Here is a 20,083-nt window from a genome sequence, read left to right as displayed (position 1 = left end):
CGCACGTAGTGGTTAGGCGGGGGTTTCGATAGGTGAGGAGGCGAGTTCGCGTACTTCTCCGGGCGTTAGATCAAAGCGGCGCTTAAAGGCGCGGTAGAACCACGATAGGTTATTGAAGCCAGCGTCATAGACGATATCGGCCACCTTCTTGTGGGTGTAGGTGGGGCTTCGCAAACAGTGAAATACCCGCTCTAGACGAAGATCTAGTACATAGTCGGTAAAACTGAGGCCCTCTTGCTCGAACATGGCGCGAATATAGCCAGGCGATACGCCGTGCCGTTTTGCCAGCCAGCCAAGGGAGGTGTCGCCCTGCCAGGCGCTGATACGTAGATCGGCCTTGATGGCACGCAGCCTGGACTGCTTGAGACCGCGATGCCGGGCGGTGATGGCGATGTCGCGGGGTGCTCCTACCGAGAGCGCGGCGAGATCCAGCAGTCGGTTGGTGTCGGCAAGAACGTCGTGATCTTCCGGCCCTGGTGCCCGAACCAGCTCGATCGCACACTGCGCCAAATGGGCGAAGGTCTCCGGCGCAAGCCGGGGTGATTGACTGGTGCGCTCGATATCGCCAACCAGCGGTCCGAGCAGCGAGCGCGAGAAGCAGACATTTAGCATATAGGTCTGGCTGCCTCGAAACTCGATGGTGCCAGGGCGGTCATTGAAGCCAAAACAGCCAGCGCCGGGAGGACACTCTACCTCGCCAACGCCCCCTAACTCAGAGCGCCAGGGGGATCGCCCGGCTGGATTCAACAGTAGGGCGATGTCATCGTTGCCGTCTTGAATCTGCCGTGAGCGGCGTTTGACGTTAAGGGGGGATGTTTTGATCAGCGCAATGGAGATGCCGGGCAGCAGACGAATGCGGGTCTCGATCTCGGGAGCGTTGCCACGGGGCAACGAGACTTCGATGTTGGCCATGGCCGCGTAGATATCCTGGGAGGCCTCAAGGCGCTCTGCTTCAGGATAGTTTGAGGTGGAAAATGTGATGTAAGCCATGCTGGGTGACGACCTTTCCCCGAGCTGCAAAAAATATATCTCAATGATTCGGACAGTTTTAAAGAAATCCTGATGCTCAGATAACGGGGTCTTTAATAACATCACCACCCGAGCACAGGGCTTCACGAAAATAGTCAATACGGTTTTTCAGAAGATGTCCAGCATCAAAAAAACTGTGCCCATTCATGCTCTTGACTCTGCTGCTCTGCCGATGGCGGCTTCATGCACAAGAGCGGCCGATACACTGAAGGGTTGGTTCAGTTCTCTAGCGGTGGCACAGGTAATGCCGAAAAGGGGCTGGAGATTGCTACTCTGGCCGATTTTTTTGCTTTGATTAGTTTTAATCAATATAGATGCCTAACTTTGGGTAGAAGTAGAGGCAAGGTAAGGCAGGACAAGCAAAGCTATAACAGGAGAGGGAGGTAACCTCTCACCTATCGCTGGTGAGAGGTTCTGGGAACTTGCTCAATACGCAACGCAGAAACGCTGATTGCTGTGTCGTGGGTTTTCCAACTCATCGATCATGGCGATGGCGTAATCCTGCACGGAAATACGGCTGCTGCCTTCGCTATCGGTCAGTAGCGTATCGCCGCCCAGCCGGAAGTTGCCCGTGCGTTCACCGGAGAAAATCTCAGCAGCGGGGGAGAGAAACGTCCATGCTTGAGCCGTTTGGGTGCGCAGTGTTTCAAGGGCAGCTTGCGCCCCTTCCGCCGTGGCCCGGTACTCTGCTGGAAAACCAGGTGCATCTAACAGCAGCTTACCCGGCGCTACCTCGAGTGTTGCCGCGCCACCCACTATCAGTAGCCTAGGTACCGAAGCTTTTTGAGTGGCTGACAAAATCGAGTGAAAGCCTTTGAGGTAATAGCCGTAAACATCCTCTTGGGCGTGGCCACTAAAGGCGCTGATAACGGCCTCGGCACCGCGTAGCTGCTCGGCCAGTGCATCGGTGTTTAACACATCGCTTTTAATGCTAACGACATTTTCCTGCGGCGCTACCCGCTCGGGCCGAGTCACTAACGCCGTCACGTGATGGCCGCGGGAGAGCGCCTCAGTTAATAGGGTGGAACCAATAAATCCGCTAGCGCCAATCAGTGCAATCTTCATAGCAGTACTCCTTAAGTGGGTAGTCGCTGCATTGTCGGACGCTTTATTGATTTGAAAAATAGCGATTAACGTAATTTACTGTTATTGATTTCATAACAGTGGGGCGATAAATGACCACCACCAACGAGTTCGATTTAAACGGTTTGCCGATCTTTGTCGCGCTGGTGGAAGCTGGCAGTTTTACCAAGGCAGCGGAGCGGCTAGGCTGTACGAAAACCCGCGTAAGCCTGCAAATTCGCCAGTTGGAAACGCGCCTGGGCGTTACGCTTTTTTTCCGCACCACACGGCGGGTTCAGCTCACCCAGGCCGGAGAAGCGCTCTACCATCAGTGTCAGCCGCTGTTGATAGATCTACAGGGGGCGCTTGCCAGTGCCGTGAGTAACACTCAACAGCTGCACGGCGAGTTGCGTATCACGGCCCCCGAAGATTACACCGCCGGGGTGTTGAGCAACGCGGTGGTGGCGTTTAGTCGCTTGCACCCTGAGCTGCATATAGAGCTTCGCAGCGGCGACCAGATAAGCGATATGGTGCAGGAGGGTATCGACTTGGCATTTCGTTTAGGCTGGCTAAAAGACTCCATGCTACGCGCCCGTCGTATAGGCACTTTTCAACAGCACGTGGTGACTGCTCCTGATTACCTGGAACGTCACGGTACGCCCACACACCCCAAGGCGCTGGAAGATCATGCATGGATCGCTTTTACGCCGTTAAAGGCGCCGTTAACCTGGGCTTTCCAGCGGCGCGATGAGCGGCATGAGGTGCAAATGAGCGCGGGGTTGGCAGCCAACTCAACGGCGAGTTTAGTCGCGCTAATGGTCGCTGGCGGCGGTCTTTCAGTAATGCCGGATATGACCGCTGCTCCAGAGATCGCTGCTGGACGCTTAGTGCGTGTACTTGAAGAGTGGACACTGCCGGAAGGCGGCGTCTATGCAGTCTATCCGCCAGGACGGCACATAACCGCTAAAGCGCGCGCCTTTATGGTCTTTTTTGATGCTTGGTTACAAAGAGAGTCCTAGCGGGGTGCTGCACTTAATTCACTGTCACTTTCATATGTTAGGTTGGTTTCCCAGCTTTCGCTGCTAACGGCTATCGCTGCATGAATACCGGCGGTATCGCCTGCTTTGAAGGCAGCATAGATAGCTTTATGATCCTTCAAGGCGGTTTCCGGTAGTGAGCGCATGGAGGTTTCCAGTGCGGCTTCGATCAGTTGCAGCAAGGTTTCGCCGACGCGGATGGTCATGGGGTTATGGGTGCTGTGCAGAATGGCGCGATGGAAGGCAATATCGTGCTTGGAGGTTTGAGCACCCGCGCGGATCGCTTCTTCCATGGCGTCGATACTCTGCTGAATACGTTGATGATCCTCTGCCGTTGCCCCGTTCATTGCTTGAAGCGTGTAAGCCGGTTCGAACATACGGCGAAACTCCAGTACATCCCGCGTCATGCCTCGCGCCAGGATCATCCCGAACGCCATCGGGTCGACGAGCGGCGTGCCTGGTTCGCGGCGGATCATGGTGCCTTGACCCCGTTTGACCTCAACGATCCCTATCGCTTGCAGCATCTTGATGGCTTCACGCACGCTGGATTTACCAATGCCCAGGGTGTGAGTGAGCTCTGTTTCCGAGGGCAGGTAATCCCCTGGCTTGAGATCGCCTCGTATAAGAGCGCTTTTAATACGCTCTAGCAGTTGCAGCGCAACTGAACTGCGATCCATCGAATCTCCAAAAGAGGTTGTACGGGTCGAGCTAATCTCGGGCTGGCGTTTAAAACTCATGAGGGCCTCGCGTGGCTCATCGGTGTTTCCTGCATTTTATCAATGCTCTAAGCCTAGCGGCTTAAGGCAGCCGATTGCATATATTTAAAAGACATATTCTTATCTTCCATTGTTTTATGCGACTGCCTTGCTAATAGTTTGTTCTTTAGTCTAGTCTGAAATCAGACATCTGATGTCTGTTGTATGTGGCAAAAAGCATAAAAGATGAGAACCTGAATGACCAAAAAGCACATCGTGGTATTGACCACGGGCGGCACTATTGCCAGCAAGCCCAGTGATTCAGGGCGCAGCCAGTCAGGGGCATTAAGCGGCGAGCAGCTACTGGAGAAGGTGGCGCTGCCGCAGGGCGTCGACGTCACGTTAGAGGTGATGTCGATCCTGCAGAAACCCAGTAATGCCGTCACTCTCGCCGATCTTGATGAACTCCATTGCCAGGGGCGGAGAGCATTGTCGCGAGCCGATGTGGACGGTCTGGTGATCACCCACGGTACCGATACCTTGGAAGAGACCGCTTACTTTCTATCGCTCACGCTGCCAGCGGATAAACCTTGTGTGATCACCGGTTCCCAGCGGGCGCCTCACCAGTTAGGTACCGACGCCTTTAAAAATATCTGTGATGCCATCGTGGCGGCGGCCAGCCCCCAACTGAGTCAGCTTGGCTGTGTCGTGGTGTTCAACGAGTCGCTGTTTGCTGCGCGCTATGCCCGCAAGGTGAGCAGTTTCCAGTTGCATGGATTTGACGCCCCCGGCGCTGGTGCGCTGGGGTATATCGACGGGCAACGGCTCAAGCTTTATCACACGGGAACGGCGATAGCGCCCCCCATTGAAGGGTGGGATACCCCGCTGCCGCGTGTCGACCTACTGCCCGCCTATCTGGATGCTTCGCCCACGCTGTTGAAAGCCTGCGTAGAGAGTGGCGCGAAGGGGGTGGTGATCAATGGCTTAGGCCGGGGCCACGTGCCACCTGGCTGGATGAACGAAATACGAGCATTGGTTAGCGCAGGTGTCCCTGTAGCGGTCGTGAGTAGTTGCGCTCAAGGGCCGGTGAACACCAGTTATGAGTTTAGCGGCAGCCTGGCCGATTTAATGTCGGCTGGGGTGATCGCGCTCAACGATATCAGCGCACGTAAGGCAAGGCTTGCACTTGCCTTGCTGCTGAGTAGTACCCCACGCGAAGCGCTGGGGGATGCGATGGAACGCTTGATGGCGTGAGCGGCCTTTTAACCTTGCTCAACTGCAGTAACAGGAAACTAAAAAGCAAATCACCATAACTAAATAAGGTGCTGGACATGAAACTAACGCTGACAAAAGCCACTCTCGCCGCTGCTATTGCCGTTGCTTCTCTCAGTACGGCTCAACTCCATGCGGCCGACTATACCTTCAGCTTCGCCCACGTGTTGATTGAAGAGACGCCGAACGGTCAGGCGGCGCTGCGCTTTAAAGAGGAGGTAGAGGAGAAGTCCGACGGTCGTATCGAGATTAACGTACTTCCCGCCGCTCAGGTGGGTGGCGACGTTGAAATCATTGAGCAGATTCAGATGGGCCTGGTCGATATCGGTATCCCACCAACGGCTACCCTGGGCAACTTTGAGCCGCGCATGCAGATTTTGGATCTGCCGTTCTTGATTGCCGATTACGACACCATGGTGGAAACCCTGGATGGTGAAGTGGGCCGCGAAATCCTCGATACCCTGAATGGCCATAACATGTACGGCGTCAACTTCTGGGGAGCGGGTTTCCGCCATATCACCAACAATGATCGCCCGATCGAAACCCCCGAGGATATGGATAGTATCCGCATGCGCACCATGCAGGCGCCTATCATCATCTCCACCTATGAAAACCTGGGCGCTAACGCCACTGCAATGGCCTTCACCGAGGTTTACAATGGCTTGCAGCAAGGCGTGGTGTCGGGGCAGGAAAACCCACTGGCCAACATCTATACCATGCGTTTCCATGAGGTGCAGGATTATCTCTCGCTGACCAATCACGCTTACCACGCCTATGCGGCGGTAATGAACCAGGACTCCTGGGACTCGCTGCCGGAAGATCTGCAAGCGGTCATGCTGGAAGCCTTCGACAACGGTCGAGACACGTCCCGTGCGCTAACGCTGCAGGACGAAGAGACCATCATGGAAGAGATCAAAGACGACATTGCGATCAATGAACTCACCCCAGAGCAGCGCGACGCCTTTATTGAAGCCAGCATGCCGGTGCACGAAGAGTATGAAGATATCGTCACCACGGAGTTGCTGCATAAAGTATATGACGCTGTGGGTATCGAGTATTGATCCAACGGGTCTACTAAGGCCTGGTTCCTCTCTTCTTACCCCTTTCAGGGTGTGGATATCTCATGTTCGAAGCGCTCAACAAATGTCTTGATCGCTTGGAAAGTGTGGCGATGGTCGTTTTCATGTCGATTGCGACCATCCTCACTACCATCCAAGTCGTGTATCGCTACGGCTTTAGCGGTTCGCTATTTTGGGCTGAAGAAGTCGTTATTTACTCCATTATCTGTATGAGTTTTGTAGGCGCCAGTATGGGTGTGCGCCATGGCACGCATATTTCGGTGGATGTGCTGAATGCCATTGCCTCGCCTGCTGTGAACCGCTGGCTGCACATGATCGCAGCACTGATCGGTATCGTGTTCGCTGGTTTCATGACCTATTACGGCTTTGTGCTCTATTTCAGCACGCTGGGTCGCGGGCAGTTAACCGCTGCACTTCGCCTGCCGATGGCATGGTTCTATCTGCCGATTGGCGTTTCCGGAGTGCTGCTGATTCTGCGCTATCTATGGGTCATCAATGAAGTCTGGAAAAAGCCGCCGGTAGGACTCTCCGAAGAGCTTGTAGCCGGTTCGGATAAGCTCATTTAACCCTGGAGAGCGACCATGATTACTGCCTTATTACCGATCTTTTTTGCCGTGCTTCTGCTTGGGCTGCCCATCTTTGCTTCCTTGGCCTTGGCAGTATTTCTGGCTATCGAATTCTTTGGCTCCACCAATCCGGTCATCGTGCCAATGCGCATGTTTACCGGCATGAACAACTTCTCGCTGATGGCGATTCCGTTCTTTATTCTGGCGGCGGAGCTGATGCGGATTGGCGGGCTTTCCGACCGGTTGATAAATCTTGCCAAGGCGTTGGTAGGGTGGGTGCCAGGGGGCTTGGCAGCGGCCACGGTGCTGTCATGTCTCTTCTTTGGGGCCATTTCCGGTTCGAGCCCGGCCACGGTGGTGGCGATTGGCTCAATCATGTTCCCGGCACTTGTCGCGGCTGGCTACGATAAACGCTTTGCGATTGGGTTGATTGCCACCGCCGGTACTTTGGGGCCTATTGTGCCGCCGAGCATTGCATTGATTATCTACGGCTCAGTGACCGGTACTTCGGTGGGGCGGCTATTCGCAGCGGGTCTGCTGCCCGCCATTGTGATTGCCTCTATTCTCATCGCCTACTGCATTGTCTTTAGCAGCATCAAAGGCTATGAACGCGCCCCTTTTCCTTCGCTGCGGCAAATTTTAGTGGCCTTTAAAGATGCTGCCTGGGGCCTTGGGCTGCCGGTAATTCTGCTTGGGGGAATCTACAGTGGCGTATTCACCCCGACTGAATCAGCAGCGGTGGCCTGTGTATATGGTTTGTTTGTCGGCATGGTGGTGTATCGCACTATCAACCTTAAGGAGCTAGCAGGAACGTTAAGAAGCTCTGGGTTGATTTCCGCGACGCTGCTGCTGATTACTGCGGGTGCCTCTGCCTTCTCTTGGCTGCTCGCCATTACCGGTACGCCTAGCCAGTTGGCAGGCGAGGTGCTGTCGTGGACAGACGATCCGTTTCAGGTCATGGCACTGTTTAATGTCGTGATGATCGTTGCTGGCTTCTTCCTCGATAGCGCCTCCGCCATCATTGTGCTCTCGCCGTTGCTGCAGCCGATTGCAGCCCAGGTAGGCGTGGATCCGGTGCATTTTGGGGTGATCACGCTGATTAACTTCTCGGTGGGGATGATTACGCCGCCGGTAGGGTTAAATCTGTTCGTCGCCATGGCGATCTCCAAGATGTCGCTGCAGGAAGTGTTCAAGGCCTGTTTGCCGCTGATTGGCTTGATGCTGTTAGCGCTGATCATCATCACCTACGTCCCATGGCTAAGTACTTGGTTGCCCTCGCTGATTTATTAAAGGTGGAACCGTTAATAAGTAAGCTAGCGCTTTGAAATGAAGCAGTTTTGAGGTGCACAGAGCACCTCTGGAGGTACATAAAGCATGCAGGATTCACCCATTTTTCTACCCCTACGTGAGCAGCGCGCACGCCTGCGCGCAGGTACGCTCACCGCAACTGAACTTGCAAAGGCATCCATAGCGGCGTACCAACAACGCGGCAAACACGACCACGCCTACCTTACCTGGAACGGTGAGCAGGCACTGTCAATGGCAAACGCTGCCGATGCGGTGCTTGCCCAGGGTGGTGATGCGGGGGCGCTAATGGGCATGGCGGTATCTATCAAGGATATCTTCGCCGTGACCGGTCTGCCGACTTATGCGGGCTCTTCCCAACGCCTGCAAAAGCGCTGGGAGCGTCCCGGCCCAGTGGTGGGCGCGCTATTGAAACAGCTGCCCTCCGTGATGGGCAAAACCCACTCCGTTGAGTTTGCCTTTGGGGGCTTGGGCACCAATGCCCACTGGGGCGCGCCGCGCAATCCATGGGATGTTCATCAGCACCGCACGCCTGGAGGCTCCAGCTCAGGCGCGGGTGTTTCGTTAGTGGGTGGCACGGCGAGCCTAGCGTTGGGCACCGACACTGCCGGTTCAGTGCGCATACCTGCCTCGATGACCGGCGTAGCAGGATTGAAAACCACCGTTGGGCGCTGGTCGACTGAGCAGATTGTACCGCTCTCAAGCACGCTGGATACCCCAGGGTTACTGGCGCGACGGGTGGATGATATTGCCTTCGCATTTGATGCGCTGGATCCCGGCATTGGTGGTAAAGATAACCGAGTCCCGGCGACGCCCTCCCTTGCGGATCTGACCTTCGGCGTGCCAGAAACGTTTTTCTGGGACGACTGCAGCCCGGGCATTGCCGAAACCGTTCGAGCGGCCATTAAACAGCTGGAAGCCGCCGGAGCGCGAATAGTGACGTTGGAACTGCCCGGTATCAACGACGCATATGAACTCTTCAAACTGGGCGGTGTGGCTGCGCCGGAATTGGCAGCGTTTCTCAAAACCGAACTACCTGAGATGATTGATTCTCTCGATCCCAACGTTGCCGCCCGAGTCAAAGCAGCTGATGATATGCCCGCTTGGGAGTACGTACGTCGCCGTACAGTGCTTGATTCGCTTGCCACCTCTGCTGCCGCTCGCATGGACGATGTAGATGCAGTCCTGACTCCCACGGTAGCGATTACCCCGCCCACTATCGAAAGCCTCGAGCCAGAAGGCGCCTATCCCAAAGCCAACATGCATGCCCTGCGCAACACGGTGATCGCTAATTTCCTAGGCCTGTGTGCCTTAACGCTCCCGGTTGGCAAAGACGCTGTGGGTATGCCGGTTGGCCTGCAAGTGCTCGCCGGACCGTGGCAGGACGCGAAGCTTTTATCCATTGGTCAGGCGATTGAAAACGAACTGGGCACAGGCTTGGAGGTTCTTGGTCAACCGCCATCGATATGAGCGCTGAGGCGGCCTAAGTACTCCCACCGGCTTGAAGCGTAAAGCCAACATCGTGCTGGCGGCGGTAGACGTTTTTGCCGCTTAGCCGCCGAATAAGTTCTTTGGCGGCTAGGCGGCCCATTTCTTCTCTGGGCGAAAGAATGGTCGTGAGCTGAGGGGTTACGTGTTGACCAAGTGGCAGGCCGTTAAACCCGGCAATGGCGATATCCCCTGGCACGTTTAGCCCTTGACGTTGAGCAGCCAGCAGGGCACCTGCCGCAAGGTCGTCGTTGGCAAAGTGAATGGCTTGGGTATGAGGGTATTGCGAGAGCACCTGGGCCAGCCCTTCAGCGCCCGCTTGCAGGCTGCCCAGGGTGTCTAGTTCCAGTAGTGGGGCGTCGATCCCTTTCTCCTTTAGCACCGCTTTATGTCCATCAAAACGCATGCTGGCGCGATAATCCTGCGACAGCCGTGCACCCACATAAACAATATGGCGGTACCCTTTGTCGATTAGATGGCCGGCCATACAGCGGCCTGCCGCTACGTGATCTAGCCCCACGTTAAGATCCATGCCTTTGCCCAGCTCCATCACCTCCATAATGGGGTGATCCCAGTTCGCCAGCAGCGTATGACACGCCTTGTTATGGCGCAGCCCAGCGGTGACCAGTGCAGAGCATGACCAGCCCAGAAAAGTGCGCACCAACTGATACTCACGGTCTAGATCATAGTCGGTGTTACCCAGCAGTATCTGATAGCCCTGGGCTTCCAGCGTCTCCTGCAGCCCCTTGATGACTTCCACAAACACGCTATTGATCAGTGATGGCACAATCACCGCAATCAGCCGCGAGCGGGAAGAGGCCAGACTACCGGCTACCAAGTTGGGTACGTAGCCCAGTTTCTCTACGGCTTGTAGAACACTCAGGCGTGCGCTATCGCTGACCTTATCAGGGGAGTTCAGTGCTCGCGATGCGGTAATCGGTGATACCCCTGCTGCTTGCGCCACTTGGCTGAGCGTGACCTGATCGGAGCTTCGGCGCTGCCTGGTAGGGCTGGGAGAGGCAGCGTTGGGAGAGTCTTTAGACATTGGTCGCACGTCCCTGATTTTAAGCTTGTCGTAATGGCAACAATAATCTAAAACGAATGGTAGCGCTATCATGATAGCGCTACCATTTTCCTGGTAGCGATGATCGAAGGAAAAGCAAAGCAAGAGAAAAGCACCGCGACGATAGCAAGACACACAACAGCAATGCACAACAACCGCGAGGTGTCGGCTGGTGAGTCAACACGATAAGCAATCACTTCAAGTAGGTCTTATTGGCCTGGGCGCCATGGGTATGGGTACGGCCACCGCTTTGCTCAAACAGGGATTTAACGTGACCGGGTGTGATATTTCCGTTGGGGCACGCGATGCCTTCGTGGCAGCAGGGGGGCAAAGCGTAGCCACTCCTGCTGAGCTTGCTCACTGCCATATCGTGTTGGTGGTTGTCGTTAACGGGGTGCAGGTTGAGCAAGTGCTGTTCGGTGAACAGGGGGTGGTAAGCCACTTGGCCCCAGGCAGTCTGATCATACAGTGCGCCACGGTGGCGCCCAGTCAGGCCAAACAGCTTGGTGAGCGTGTGGTGGCACAGGGCTTGATGCTGCTGGATGCGCCGATTAGCGGCGGTGCTGCTAAAGCCAAAAGCGGTGAACTATCGGTAATGGCATCCGGGGCAACGGAGGCATTTATCTACGCCGAAGCGGTGCTAAACGCCATGGCTGCCAAGGTTTATCGACTTGGTGATGCCCCTGGCGTTGGCTCAAGTATGAAACTGGTCAATCAACTGCTGGCAGGTGTGCATATTGCCACCGCCGCTGAAGCCATGGCGCTGGGCATTCGTATGGGGCTCGACCCCGAAGTGATATATGACGTCATTACCCACTCGGCGGGCAACTCCTGGATGTTCGAAAACCGCGTGCCGCATATCCTGAGTGGTGACTACACGCCGCTTTCGGCGGTGGATATCTTCGTCAAAGATCTCAACATTGTGCATCAAACCGGCCGCGAGCTGGCGTTGGCAACGCCCGTTGCTTCAAGTGCACTGCAGCAGTTTACCGCTGCCAGCGGTGCAGGTTTTGGTCGCGAAGATGATTCGGCGGTGATCAAGGTTTATCAGCGGCTATCGGGCATCGCGTTGCCAGAAGCCGCTAACGACGCCCAGGGAGCCGAATAAAATGGGGATGGGAGCGAACATCGTGCTGGGCGCCATTGCCGATGATTTCACTGGCGCGACAGACCTTGCCAATAACCTGGTGCGCGGCGGTATGCGCTGCCTACAGGTGATTGGCGTGCCCCAGCAAGAGGTCGATCTCACTGGTATCGATGCAGTGGTTGTAGCGCTGAAATCACGTTCCTGCCCGGTAGACGAAGCCGTGGCGGACTCACTCGCTGCCCTTGAGTGGCTTCGCCAGCAGGGCGCCCGGCAGCTGTTCTTCAAGTACTGCTCCACCTTTGACTCCACCGACCAGGGCAATATCGGCCCGGTGGCGGATGCACTGCTGGAAGCGCTAGGAGCGCATCAAACGGTGATGGTGCCCGCCTTCCCGATTAACGGCCGTACGGTCTACCAGGGCCATCTGTTTGTGGGCGACCGCCTGCTCAACGACAGCGGTATGCAGCACCACCCACTGAACCCCATGCAGGACGCGGATCTCATGCGAGTACTCGCACGCCAAACGCCGCACCCGGTGGGCTTAGTCAACCGCACGGTGTTGGCGCAAGGCGCTGATGCAACGCGTGCTCAGTTATCGGCGTTGGCAGAGCAGGGCGTCCGCCATGTGATCTGTGATTCCCTGGATGAGCAGGATCTAGATGTACTTGCCGAAGCTACGGTTGCGATGCCCTTGGTTACCGGCGGTTCTGGTCTGGGGCAGGCGTTGCCCGCCCAGTACCGTGCCCAAGGCTGGCTAGACACGATCAGTGAGCCGGGGCGCTTATCGCCTGCCTCGGGCGGTGCGCTGGTGCTATCTGGCAGTTGCTCCCGGGCCACGCTGGCACAAGTAGCGGACTTTCTAGCCAAGTACCCTGATGGTGGCTTTGCCCTGGATCCCTTGGCGTTGGCCGAAGGAGGAAAACAGCAGGAGCAGGCGCTGGCCTTTGCCCGCAAGCGCTTATCTCAAGAGGCGCCGGTACTGCTCTACGCCTCGGCGGATACTGAAAAGGTTAACGCCGCCCAGAAAGCCCTTGGCGTTGCGCATGCGGGTGCGTTAGTGGAAGAGGCGCTGAGCCAGTTGGCTGTCAACCTAGTAGATGAAGGCGTTGGCCGGTTGCTGGTCGCCGGGGGCGAAACGTCAGGCGCGGTGGTCTCGGCGTTGGGCATTACCACTCTACGCATTGGTGAGCAGATCGACCCCGGCGTGCCCTGGACGCAAACCCCAATGGCGGGTCGCGAAGCACCGCTGTCGTTGGCGCTGAAGTCCGGCAACTTCGGCGGCGTCGATTTCTTTACCTGGGCGTTTGAGGTGCTGGTATGAGCATTCACTTGCATCGCTATCCCCAAAACAGTTTGCGGGAGCAGATCAGCACCCTGGGCAAGTCGCTGTTTGACCGCGGCCTGACCATGGGCTCCAGCGGCAATATCAGCGTGCGGCTAGATGATGGCGGCTGGCTGATGACGCCCACCAACGCCTGCTTGGGGCGGCTGGATCCTGCGCGGATTTCTCATCTGGATAACAACGGCCAACTGCTGAGTGGCGATAAGCCTACCAAAGAGCATTTTTTGCATATGGCGATGTACGAGGAGCGCCCGCAATCCGGTGCGATTGTGCATCTGCACTCCACTCACTCGGTGGCGGTCTCTTGCCTACCCGATGTGAATCCCTGTGACTGTATACCACCGCTTACCGCCTACTATGTCATGAGGGTCGGCAAGCTGCCGCTGGTGCCGTATCACATTCCCGGCGACCCCAAACTGGGCGATACAGTGCGGGGGTTAGCGGGCAAGCATAGCGCGGTGCTGCTGGCCAACCACGGACCGGTGGTGGCGGGGAAAAATCTCGAGGCAGCGGTCTACGCCACCGAAGAACTGGAAGAGACCGCCAAGCTTTACCTGTTACTGCGGGGCGAGAACCCAAGAGGGTTAACACCTGAGCAGGTGGCGGAGCTGGAAGCGCGCTTTCCACGAGATTAACGACGCGCTTAACAATGACGTACTTAACAACAAGAGCACCACAATGATTCGATTAGCCGCCAACCTCAGCATGCTGTTTAACGAGCACGCCTTTATGGATCGCTTTGCCGCTGCTGCGAAGGCGGGTTTTAAAGGCGTTGAGTACCTGTTCCCGTATGCCTATGCCGCCGATGAGTTAAGAGATGCGCTGAACAAGCACCAACTGGAACAAGTGCTGTTTAATCTGCCGCCAGGCGATTGGGATGCAGGTGAGCGGGGCCTGGCGAGCCTGCCGGGTCGGGAAGGGGAGTTTCGTGACTCGGTGATTGAAGGGCTACGTTACGCCGAGGCGCTCAACTGCCCTAGGGTTCATGCCATGGCGGGGCTGCTCCCGGAAGATGCCGATGCCGCGACCCAGGCTGAACACCACGCCACCTATATCCGCAATCTGCGCTTTGCTGCGAGTGAAGCGGCCAAGGTAGGTCGAGAGATACTCATCGAGCCGATTAATACGCGCGATATGCCCGGCTTTTTTCTCTCTCGCCAAGCGCAGGCCATGGCGGTATTGGAAGAACTCGGTGCAACGAATCTTAAGCTGCAGTTCGACCTTTACCACTGCCAAATCATGGAGGGCGACCTGATTCGCCACCTTGAGCGCCAGTTCAGCGCCATAGGGCATGTCCAGATTGCAGGTGTACCCGAACGTCACGAGCCCAATGTAGGCGAGGTGCATTACCCCGCCATCTTTGAACGCTTGAGCGCGCTGGGGTATCGCGGCTGGGTCGGATGTGAGTACCGCCCCCTGGCCGGCACTCGCGCGGGGCTGGGGTGGGGCGAGGCATGGGGCCTAACAACCCACTGATCGACGCCCACTGACCTAACCTAACTGAATGAACAATAACAACACCACAACAGGATCCTCACGATGCATATTGCCATTACCGGTGCTGCAGGATTTCTCGGCCAGCGTTTAGTCAAGCAATTGCTTGAGCGCGGTGAGCTTCGCCAGCAACCGATTACCCGCTTAACGCTCCTTGACCAAGTGGAAGCGCCGCAGCCCGCCGCAGGGAGCGTTGAGGTGACATCAGTGGCGCTGGATATTACCCAGCCCGGCGCGTTGGATAGCGTGTTAAAGCAGTGCCCCGATGTGATCTACCATCTGGCGGCCGTCGTAAGCTCCGCTGCAGAAGCCGATTTGGAACTTGGTATGCGGGTTAACTTCGATGCCACGCGGGCGCTGCTGGAAGGCTGTCGCAAACAAGGGTTGGACGGTACCCGATTGATTATGGCCAGCTCCGTGGCGGCTTATGGCGGTGAGTTACCGGAGGTGCTGGATGATATGACGGCACTCCATCCACAAAACTCCTACGGTGCCCAGAAGGCCATGTGTGAACTGCTTATCAATGATTACAGCCGTCGTGGGCTCATCGATGGTTTAGTGCTACGCCTACCGACGATCGTGATTCGCCCCGGCCGGCCTAATGCGGCGGCCTCCAGCTTTGCTTCCAGCATCCTACGTGAGCCGCTCAATGGCGAAGAAGCGGTTTGCCCGGTGCCTACCGAGCTGCCGATGTTTGTAATGTCGCCGGGCAAAGTGGTGGCCGCGCTGATCCATGGTGCGGAGTTGCCACGCGAAGCCCTAGCGCCTTTTCGTGCCTTTATGCTACCGGGCATTACCGTCACTGTGGCCGAAATGTTGGCAGCATTGCGCGATGTAGCCGGCGAGAAAGCGTTTGCGCTGGTACGCCATGAGCCTGACCCGCGCATTGAAGCCATTGTGACGAGCTGGCCCGCGCGTTTTGATACCGCGAAAGCCAAACAGCTGGGTTTTGTTGGCGATGACAACTTTAAACAGATTATCGATGCATTCGTTACTGAACCGTCGTGAGTTCCGGTCTGCCGCATGGCATGCGGCAGACAACAGCCTGGGGCGACGCTAGCAATAGCGTGTGTCGCTCCACCCTCCACCCTCACAACAATATAAAGAGGGCATTTCAATGACTAAGCAACGCTCTACAGCGACACCCACAATGACACGCCATGCCCTGGTGGCGGCGATTAGTGGTATTGCTACCGTTGGCATTGCACTACAAGCCCATGCGGCTACGGAAGTGAACCTGGGGCACACCCTTTCTGACAGCTCTCACTACTCAGTGGGTGCCGACGCCTTTAAAGAGGCGCTGGAACGTTTGTCTGATGGCGAGTTCACGGTGACCGAGCACACCTCAGGGTCGCTAGGCGGCGAGCGGGAGATGATCGAAGGGTTGCAAATCGGCACCGTCGATGTGGTGATTACCTCCACCGGCCCGCTAGGTAACTTCGTTCCCGAAACCTATGTGCTCGACCTGCCGTTCCTGTTTGAGAACTACGACCAGGCGCGCTGTGTGCTGGATAGTGAGCTTGGCGACGAACTACTGGAAAAAATGGGTGATCACGATTTGATCGGCCTGGCGTGGACAGAAAACGGCTTTCGCCATCTGACCAATAGCCAGCGAGAAATCGCCACACCCGCAGATGCCGAGGGCCTGCGCGTGCGCACCATGGAGAACGCGGTCCATCAGGAAGCATTCCGCCAAATGGGGGCACGACCCACGCCTATGGCCTTCCCGGAACTGTTCACCGCACTTCAGCAGGGCACCGTCGATGGTCAGGAGAACCCTATTACCGTCATCGTGGCGACTAACTTTTGGGAAGTTCAGGATTACCTCTCGTTAACCGGACACGTCTACTCGCCAGCTATCGTACTGGGGTCGCCGATTCTGCTGGATGGCTTAAGTGACGAAGAGCGTGGCTGGTTTAGGGAAGCCGCTGTCGCATCTGCTGAAGCAACCCGTGAAGAGGTCTCGCGGCTAGAGCGTGAAGGGGTGGCGCTGCTGGAAGAGAACGGTATGACGGTAAAAACTGATGTTGATGTTGCTCCGTTCCAGGAAGCGGTTCAGCCCGCCTACGAGATATTTACCTCTGAGCACGGCACGGAAATGCTGGATCGCATTCAGGAAAAAGCCAGCAGTTGCTGAGCGCTTCTCCCTCCTCGGCCTCCGGAAACGCCGGAGGCTGCTTTGGCATGGTGACCTCTTATGCTAGCGGTATTTCTTCGTTTTGAGCATCAGTTAACCCGGCTTGCAATGCTGATCGCAGTGGTGATGCTGGCGATATCGGTGACCCTCAGCTTTTATCAGGTGCTCACCCGCTTTGTGTTTAACGCCCCCTCTACCTGGACGGAAGTCGCCTCCCGTGCCGCCATGATTTGGTGCGTATTTATGGCCGCTGCCGCCACCTTCCGGGGCGGTTACATGATGGCGGTGGAAGTCGTTTATAAATTGGTGCCTGCGCGTTTTCTCACTCTTTTAGAGTTGCTCATTGTGGTGTGCTGCCTGCTGGTGCTTGGGGTGCTGATCCATTACGGCATCCAAATGACGATGCGGGTGAGCAATCAAACCATGTCGGGAATGAATATTTCGATGTCTTGGGCCTATGCGGCGATTCCCACGGGTTCAAGTTTTGCCATTGTGGCTGTTGCAGCTCGGCTTTTAGCGCAGCTCAGTGGACGTGAAAAGGTGGGGCCGGAGAATAGCGAAATTACCCCTGAGGAAGCGTTGGTTGAAGATGGCCAACTCCCTAAAGGAGGAGCGCAGTCATGAATATGGTTATTGGCCTGTCGCTGATCATTCTATTCACCTTCGGTGTGCCGATCGCGATTTCGATTATCCTGGCATCGATTATCGGTATCGAATTCTTTACTCGCTTGCCGCTGTTGCTGGTGCCGCAGCAGATGTTTATCGGTATCGATAAATTCCCGCTGATGGCGATCCCGTTTTTTATTCTTGCCGGGAATTTGATGGCCGCAGGGGGAATTTCCCAGCGTTTGGTGGACTTAGCCAAATCTATCGTGGGGAAGGTGCAGGGCGGCTTGGCGATGTCCTGCGTACTGACCTGCATGATGTTTGCGGCGGTGTCAGGCTCCAGTGTGGCCACCACCTTTGCGATTGGCGCCATCCTGATTCCGGCGATGGTTAAACATGGCTACCCTAAGCCCTTGGCTGCCTCCATTCAGGCGTCATCCGCTGAGCTGGGTGTGCTTATACCCCCATCGATTCCTCTCATTCTGTATGGCGTGAGCACCGATACGTCCATTGGTCAGCTGTTTCTCGCCGGCATTGGCCCCGGCATATTGATTGGCAGCGCGCTGATACTCTTTCTCTACCTGTTCTGTAAGGTGCGCGGTTACGGCAAGGACGACTATAAAGACAGCACCGGCTTTATGATCTCGGTAAAGCGTGCCTGGGTGGCGATGCTGATGCCGGTGGTCGTGATCGGCGGTATCTACGGTGGGATTTTTACCCCCACCGAAGCCTCCGCCGTGGCGGTATTTTTTGCCCTGATCGTGGGAGGTTTCTACTACCGTGAGCTGAAGCTAGACGACCTGTGGCCGATTATGCGCCAGAGCGTGATCTCTACCGCCGCCGTTATGTTGATTATTGCCGCAGCCTCGCTATTTAGTTTTCTGCTTAGCCGCACGGGGCTACCTGCACAAATCGCCACCCTGGTCACCAATACTATTAATGATCCGATGATGTTCCTGCTGGTGGTCAATGCGCTGCTGCTGGTGGTCGGTATGTTTATTGAAACCTCCGCCGCCATTCTGGTGTTGGCGCCGATTTTGACCCCGATTGCAATGCAGTTCGGTATCCACCCCGTTCATTTTGGGCTGGTGATGGTGGTTAATCTGGCGCTTGGCATGATCACCCCGCCGCTAGGCGTAAATCTATTTGCTGCCTGTGCGGTTGCCAAAATCTCGATCGATCAAATGCTGCCATGGCTGGTGCGTTTTGTGCTGGTGGTGCTGGCCTGCCTAATGGCAATCACTTACATGCCGTGGATTTCCATGGGGCTGGTGACTGCTTTTTACGGTTAACCCCGCCGTTTTTAGCGTCAAGAACACAATCATAATAAAAGGAGTGCGATATGCCAGATGCATTAACGTTGCCACCGCAGCAGGCGCTGGTGGCTGGAGAGTGGGTGAACACCACCACAACGTTGCAGGTGGAAGCCCCAGCCAGTGGCGAACCGCTGACCCGTATTGCCCGTTGCCAAGTAGACGACGTAGAGGCGGCGGTACAGGCTGCACGGCGGGCCTTTTCTGGCCAACTAGGCGAGTGGGCCCGATGGTCTGCAAGGCAGCGCAGCGAATGGTTGCTACGCTTTGCAAATATTATCGAGGCGAATCACGAGCAACTGGCACAGCTTGAGTGTGCTGATACCGGGAAGCCCATGACTCAAGCCAGGGGCGATATTGGTGCCTGCGCACGCTACTTTCGCTTCTATGGCGGGGCGGCGGATAAACTTCACGGTGAAACCATCCCCTTTGAGACCGACTTCGCCGTTATGACCCTGCGTGAGCCCTACGGCGTGTGTGGGCAAATTATTCCCTGGAACTATCCATCGCAGATCTTCGGGCGCTGTGTGGCAGCGGCGTTGGCCGCGGGTAATACCGTTGTGCTCAAGCCTGCAGAGGATGCCTGTTTGAGCGTGCTACGTTTAGCGCAACTGGCAGTGGAGCACGGCCTTCCGGCGGGTGCACTCAATGTGGTGCCAGGGCTTGGTACTGAAGCGGGCGTTGCCCTTGCTGCCCACCCAAATATTGATCATCTCTCCTTTACCGGCTCGCCAGAGACCGGCACCCGTGTCGCCCAGGCGGCCGCGCAGCACCATGTACCCGTCACCCTGGAACTTGGCGGCAAATCTCCTCAGTTAGTGTTTGCAGATGCGGATCTTGATGCCGCGCTCCCTGCGGTGGTGCGCGGCATTATTCAGAATGCCGGTCAGACCTGCTCCGCAGGCAGTCGTTTGCTGGTGCAGCGGGAGATCGCTGAGAGCGTGGTTGCTAATCTCTGTGAGCGCTTCTCAGCTTTGCGCTGTGATGCCGGCGAAGCGGACGCTGACTGCGGCCCACTGATCAATGCGCCTCAAAAAGCCAAGCTGGAAGCGCGCTTGGCGGCCGCCGAAACCGACGGTATTTGCGTGGCAGCAAAAGGTCAGTTAGCGGCAAGCGCGCCAAGCGGCGGCCACTTCGTAGTGCCTCAACTACTCACCGATATTCCCGAAAGGCATGAAGTGCTTCAAGAAGAGCTGTTTGGCCCAGTGCTGGTGGTGCAGGTGTTTGAGGACGAAGCGGAAGCTCTGGCGCTGGCTAATGCTACCGATTTTGGCCTCTGTGCCGGTATTTGGACGCGCGATGGCGGCCGTCAGCTCCGTTTGGCCAAAGGGATTCGCAGCGGTCAGGTATTCATCAATAACTACGGCGCCGCCGGCGGTGTAGAGCTACCATTTGGTGGCGTTGGCCGTTCCGGGCACGGTCGCGAAAAAGGCTTTGAGGGCCTGCGAAGCTACACACGGATCAAAACAGTGGCGATCAAGCACGACTAGCACCTATTTCACAAGAAT

At 56.5% G+C, this 20,083-nt stretch carries 19 protein-coding genes; 15 read left to right on the top strand and 4 right to left on the bottom strand.

Annotated elements, in window-relative coordinates:
- Positions 1-12: 12 nt before the first annotated feature.
- Together SR894_RS18680 and SR894_RS18675 are read right to left on the bottom strand one after the other, a co-directional pair.
- Entirely contained in the window at positions 13-990 is a 978-nt protein-coding gene (locus tag SR894_RS18680; RefSeq protein ID WP_223288482.1) for a helix-turn-helix transcriptional regulator, read from the bottom strand.
- Positions 991-1,455: 465 nt separating this feature from the next.
- Positions 1,456-2,094, bottom strand: a complete 639-nt coding sequence (locus SR894_RS18675) for an NAD(P)-dependent oxidoreductase (RefSeq protein ID WP_223288481.1) — start codon at positions 2,092-2,094, stop codon at positions 1,456-1,458.
- Between the two features lie 110 nt (positions 2,095-2,204).
- On the opposite strand from SR894_RS18675, the gene SR894_RS18670 reads away from it, so the two are divergent.
- Entirely contained in the window at positions 2,205-3,110 is a 906-nt protein-coding gene (locus tag SR894_RS18670; protein WP_223288480.1) for a LysR family transcriptional regulator, read from the top strand.
- Here SR894_RS18670 and SR894_RS18665 read toward each other — a convergent pair.
- Positions 3,107-3,805, bottom strand: a complete 699-nt coding sequence (locus SR894_RS18665) for a FadR/GntR family transcriptional regulator (protein WP_227405966.1) — start codon at positions 3,803-3,805, stop codon at positions 3,107-3,109. The genes SR894_RS18670 and SR894_RS18665 overlap by 4 nt on opposite strands.
- A 276-nt stretch (positions 3,806-4,081) precedes the next feature.
- On the opposite strand from SR894_RS18665, the gene SR894_RS18660 reads away from it, so the two are divergent.
- From SR894_RS18660 to SR894_RS18640, 5 genes are all read left to right on the top strand, one after another.
- Positions 4,082-5,077 (top strand): asparaginase, encoded by a 996-nt coding sequence (locus tag SR894_RS18660; RefSeq protein WP_223288479.1) that lies wholly within the window; start codon positions 4,082-4,084, stop codon positions 5,075-5,077.
- A gap of 77 nt (positions 5,078-5,154) precedes the next feature.
- Positions 5,155-6,156, top strand: coding sequence for a TRAP transporter substrate-binding protein (locus SR894_RS18655; protein ID WP_223288478.1), 1,002 nt, complete (start codon positions 5,155-5,157; stop codon positions 6,154-6,156).
- A gap of 62 nt (positions 6,157-6,218) precedes the next feature.
- The gene (locus SR894_RS18650) at positions 6,219-6,740 is read left to right on the top strand and encodes a TRAP transporter small permease (protein WP_223288477.1); all 522 of its coding nucleotides are present in this window, start codon (positions 6,219-6,221) and stop codon (positions 6,738-6,740) included.
- A gap of 15 nt (positions 6,741-6,755) precedes the next feature.
- Positions 6,756-8,030, top strand: coding sequence for a TRAP transporter large permease (locus SR894_RS18645; protein ID WP_223288476.1), 1,275 nt, complete (start codon positions 6,756-6,758; stop codon positions 8,028-8,030).
- Between the two features lie 84 nt (positions 8,031-8,114).
- A complete protein-coding gene (locus SR894_RS18640) occupies positions 8,115-9,515 on the top strand; it encodes an amidase (protein ID WP_223288475.1) in 1,401 nt (466 codons plus the stop codon).
- Between the two features lie 13 nt (positions 9,516-9,528).
- Here SR894_RS18640 and SR894_RS18635 read toward each other — a convergent pair whose 3' ends face one another.
- Positions 9,529-10,578, bottom strand: coding sequence for a LacI family DNA-binding transcriptional regulator (locus tag SR894_RS18635; RefSeq protein WP_223288474.1), 1,050 nt, complete (start codon positions 10,576-10,578; stop codon positions 9,529-9,531).
- A gap of 190 nt (positions 10,579-10,768) precedes the next feature.
- Here SR894_RS18635 and ltnD point away from each other — a divergent pair, with 190 nt between their 5' ends.
- From ltnD to SR894_RS18590, 9 genes are all read left to right on the top strand, one after another.
- Complete coding sequence (gene ltnD / locus SR894_RS18630) at positions 10,769-11,704, top strand: L-threonate dehydrogenase (RefSeq protein WP_223288473.1); 936 nt, start codon at positions 10,769-10,771, stop codon at positions 11,702-11,704.
- Between the two features lies 1 nt (position 11,705).
- Positions 11,706-13,004 (top strand): 3-oxo-tetronate kinase, encoded by a 1,299-nt coding sequence (gene otnK, locus SR894_RS18625; protein ID WP_223288472.1) that lies wholly within the window; start codon positions 11,706-11,708, stop codon positions 13,002-13,004.
- The gene (otnC, locus tag SR894_RS18620; RefSeq protein WP_223288471.1) at positions 13,001-13,660 is read left to right on the top strand and encodes a 3-oxo-tetronate 4-phosphate decarboxylase; all 660 of its coding nucleotides are present in this window, start codon (positions 13,001-13,003) and stop codon (positions 13,658-13,660) included. The genes otnK and otnC overlap by 4 nt, the downstream gene beginning before the upstream one ends.
- A gap of 43 nt (positions 13,661-13,703) precedes the next feature.
- Positions 13,704-14,501 (top strand): 2-oxo-tetronate isomerase, encoded by a 798-nt coding sequence (gene otnI / locus SR894_RS18615; RefSeq protein ID WP_223288470.1) that lies wholly within the window; start codon positions 13,704-13,706, stop codon positions 14,499-14,501.
- 63 nt (positions 14,502-14,564) lie between these two features.
- The gene (gene denD, locus SR894_RS18610; protein WP_223288469.1) at positions 14,565-15,527 is read left to right on the top strand and encodes a D-erythronate dehydrogenase; all 963 of its coding nucleotides are present in this window, start codon (positions 14,565-14,567) and stop codon (positions 15,525-15,527) included.
- Between the two features lie 109 nt (positions 15,528-15,636).
- Positions 15,637-16,656, top strand: coding sequence for a TRAP transporter substrate-binding protein (locus tag SR894_RS18605; RefSeq protein WP_223288468.1), 1,020 nt, complete (start codon positions 15,637-15,639; stop codon positions 16,654-16,656).
- A gap of 60 nt (positions 16,657-16,716) precedes the next feature.
- Positions 16,717-17,280 (top strand): TRAP transporter small permease, encoded by a 564-nt coding sequence (locus SR894_RS18600; RefSeq protein ID WP_223288467.1) that lies wholly within the window; start codon positions 16,717-16,719, stop codon positions 17,278-17,280.
- The gene (locus tag SR894_RS18595) at positions 17,277-18,554 is read left to right on the top strand and encodes a TRAP transporter large permease (protein WP_223288466.1); all 1,278 of its coding nucleotides are present in this window, start codon (positions 17,277-17,279) and stop codon (positions 18,552-18,554) included. Before SR894_RS18600 ends, SR894_RS18595 begins: the two co-directional genes overlap by 4 nt.
- A 50-nt stretch (positions 18,555-18,604) precedes the next feature.
- The gene (locus tag SR894_RS18590) at positions 18,605-20,065 is read left to right on the top strand and encodes an aldehyde dehydrogenase family protein (RefSeq protein WP_223288465.1); all 1,461 of its coding nucleotides are present in this window, start codon (positions 18,605-18,607) and stop codon (positions 20,063-20,065) included.
- Positions 20,066-20,083 lie beyond the last annotated feature (18 nt).

This window comes from Vreelandella neptunia (genome assembly GCF_034479615.1).
Taxonomy (GTDB): domain Bacteria; phylum Pseudomonadota; class Gammaproteobacteria; order Pseudomonadales; family Halomonadaceae; genus Vreelandella; species Vreelandella neptunia.
The sequence above is the reverse complement of the archived record's forward strand: the minus strand, read 5'-3'. Positions and strand labels throughout refer to the sequence as shown.

What these genes read in the sequence shown, in the direction of transcription:
- SR894_RS18680 (WP_223288482.1), bottom strand. Translation starts at nt 990, where the DNA reads ATGGCTTACATCACATTTTCCACCTCAAACTATCCTGAAGCAGAGCGC.
- SR894_RS18675 (WP_223288481.1), bottom strand. Translation starts at nt 2,094, where the DNA reads ATGAAGATTGCACTGATTGGCGCTAGCGGATTTATTGGTTCCACCCTA.
- SR894_RS18670 (WP_223288480.1), top strand. Translation starts at nt 2,205, where the DNA reads ATGACCACCACCAACGAGTTCGATTTAAACGGTTTGCCGATCTTTGTC.
- SR894_RS18665 (WP_227405966.1), bottom strand. Translation starts at nt 3,805, where the DNA reads ATGGATCGCAGTTCAGTTGCGCTGCAACTGCTAGAGCGTATTAAAAGC.
- SR894_RS18660 (WP_223288479.1), top strand. Translation starts at nt 4,082, where the DNA reads ATGACCAAAAAGCACATCGTGGTATTGACCACGGGCGGCACTATTGCC.
- SR894_RS18655 (WP_223288478.1), top strand. Translation starts at nt 5,155, where the DNA reads ATGAAACTAACGCTGACAAAAGCCACTCTCGCCGCTGCTATTGCCGTT.
- SR894_RS18650 (WP_223288477.1), top strand. Translation starts at nt 6,219, where the DNA reads ATGTTCGAAGCGCTCAACAAATGTCTTGATCGCTTGGAAAGTGTGGCG.
- SR894_RS18645 (WP_223288476.1), top strand. Translation starts at nt 6,756, where the DNA reads ATGATTACTGCCTTATTACCGATCTTTTTTGCCGTGCTTCTGCTTGGG.
- SR894_RS18640 (WP_223288475.1), top strand. Translation starts at nt 8,115, where the DNA reads ATGCAGGATTCACCCATTTTTCTACCCCTACGTGAGCAGCGCGCACGC.
- SR894_RS18635 (WP_223288474.1), bottom strand. Translation starts at nt 10,578, where the DNA reads ATGTCTAAAGACTCTCCCAACGCTGCCTCTCCCAGCCCTACCAGGCAG.
- otnK (WP_223288472.1), top strand. Translation starts at nt 11,706, where the DNA reads ATGGGGATGGGAGCGAACATCGTGCTGGGCGCCATTGCCGATGATTTC.
- otnC (WP_223288471.1), top strand. Translation starts at nt 13,001, where the DNA reads ATGAGCATTCACTTGCATCGCTATCCCCAAAACAGTTTGCGGGAGCAG.
- otnI (WP_223288470.1), top strand. Translation starts at nt 13,704, where the DNA reads ATGATTCGATTAGCCGCCAACCTCAGCATGCTGTTTAACGAGCACGCC.
- denD (WP_223288469.1), top strand. Translation starts at nt 14,565, where the DNA reads ATGCATATTGCCATTACCGGTGCTGCAGGATTTCTCGGCCAGCGTTTA.
- SR894_RS18605 (WP_223288468.1), top strand. Translation starts at nt 15,637, where the DNA reads ATGACTAAGCAACGCTCTACAGCGACACCCACAATGACACGCCATGCC.
- SR894_RS18600 (WP_223288467.1), top strand. Translation starts at nt 16,717, where the DNA reads ATGCTAGCGGTATTTCTTCGTTTTGAGCATCAGTTAACCCGGCTTGCA.
- SR894_RS18595 (WP_223288466.1), top strand. Translation starts at nt 17,277, where the DNA reads ATGAATATGGTTATTGGCCTGTCGCTGATCATTCTATTCACCTTCGGT.
- SR894_RS18590 (WP_223288465.1), top strand. Translation starts at nt 18,605, where the DNA reads ATGCCAGATGCATTAACGTTGCCACCGCAGCAGGCGCTGGTGGCTGGA.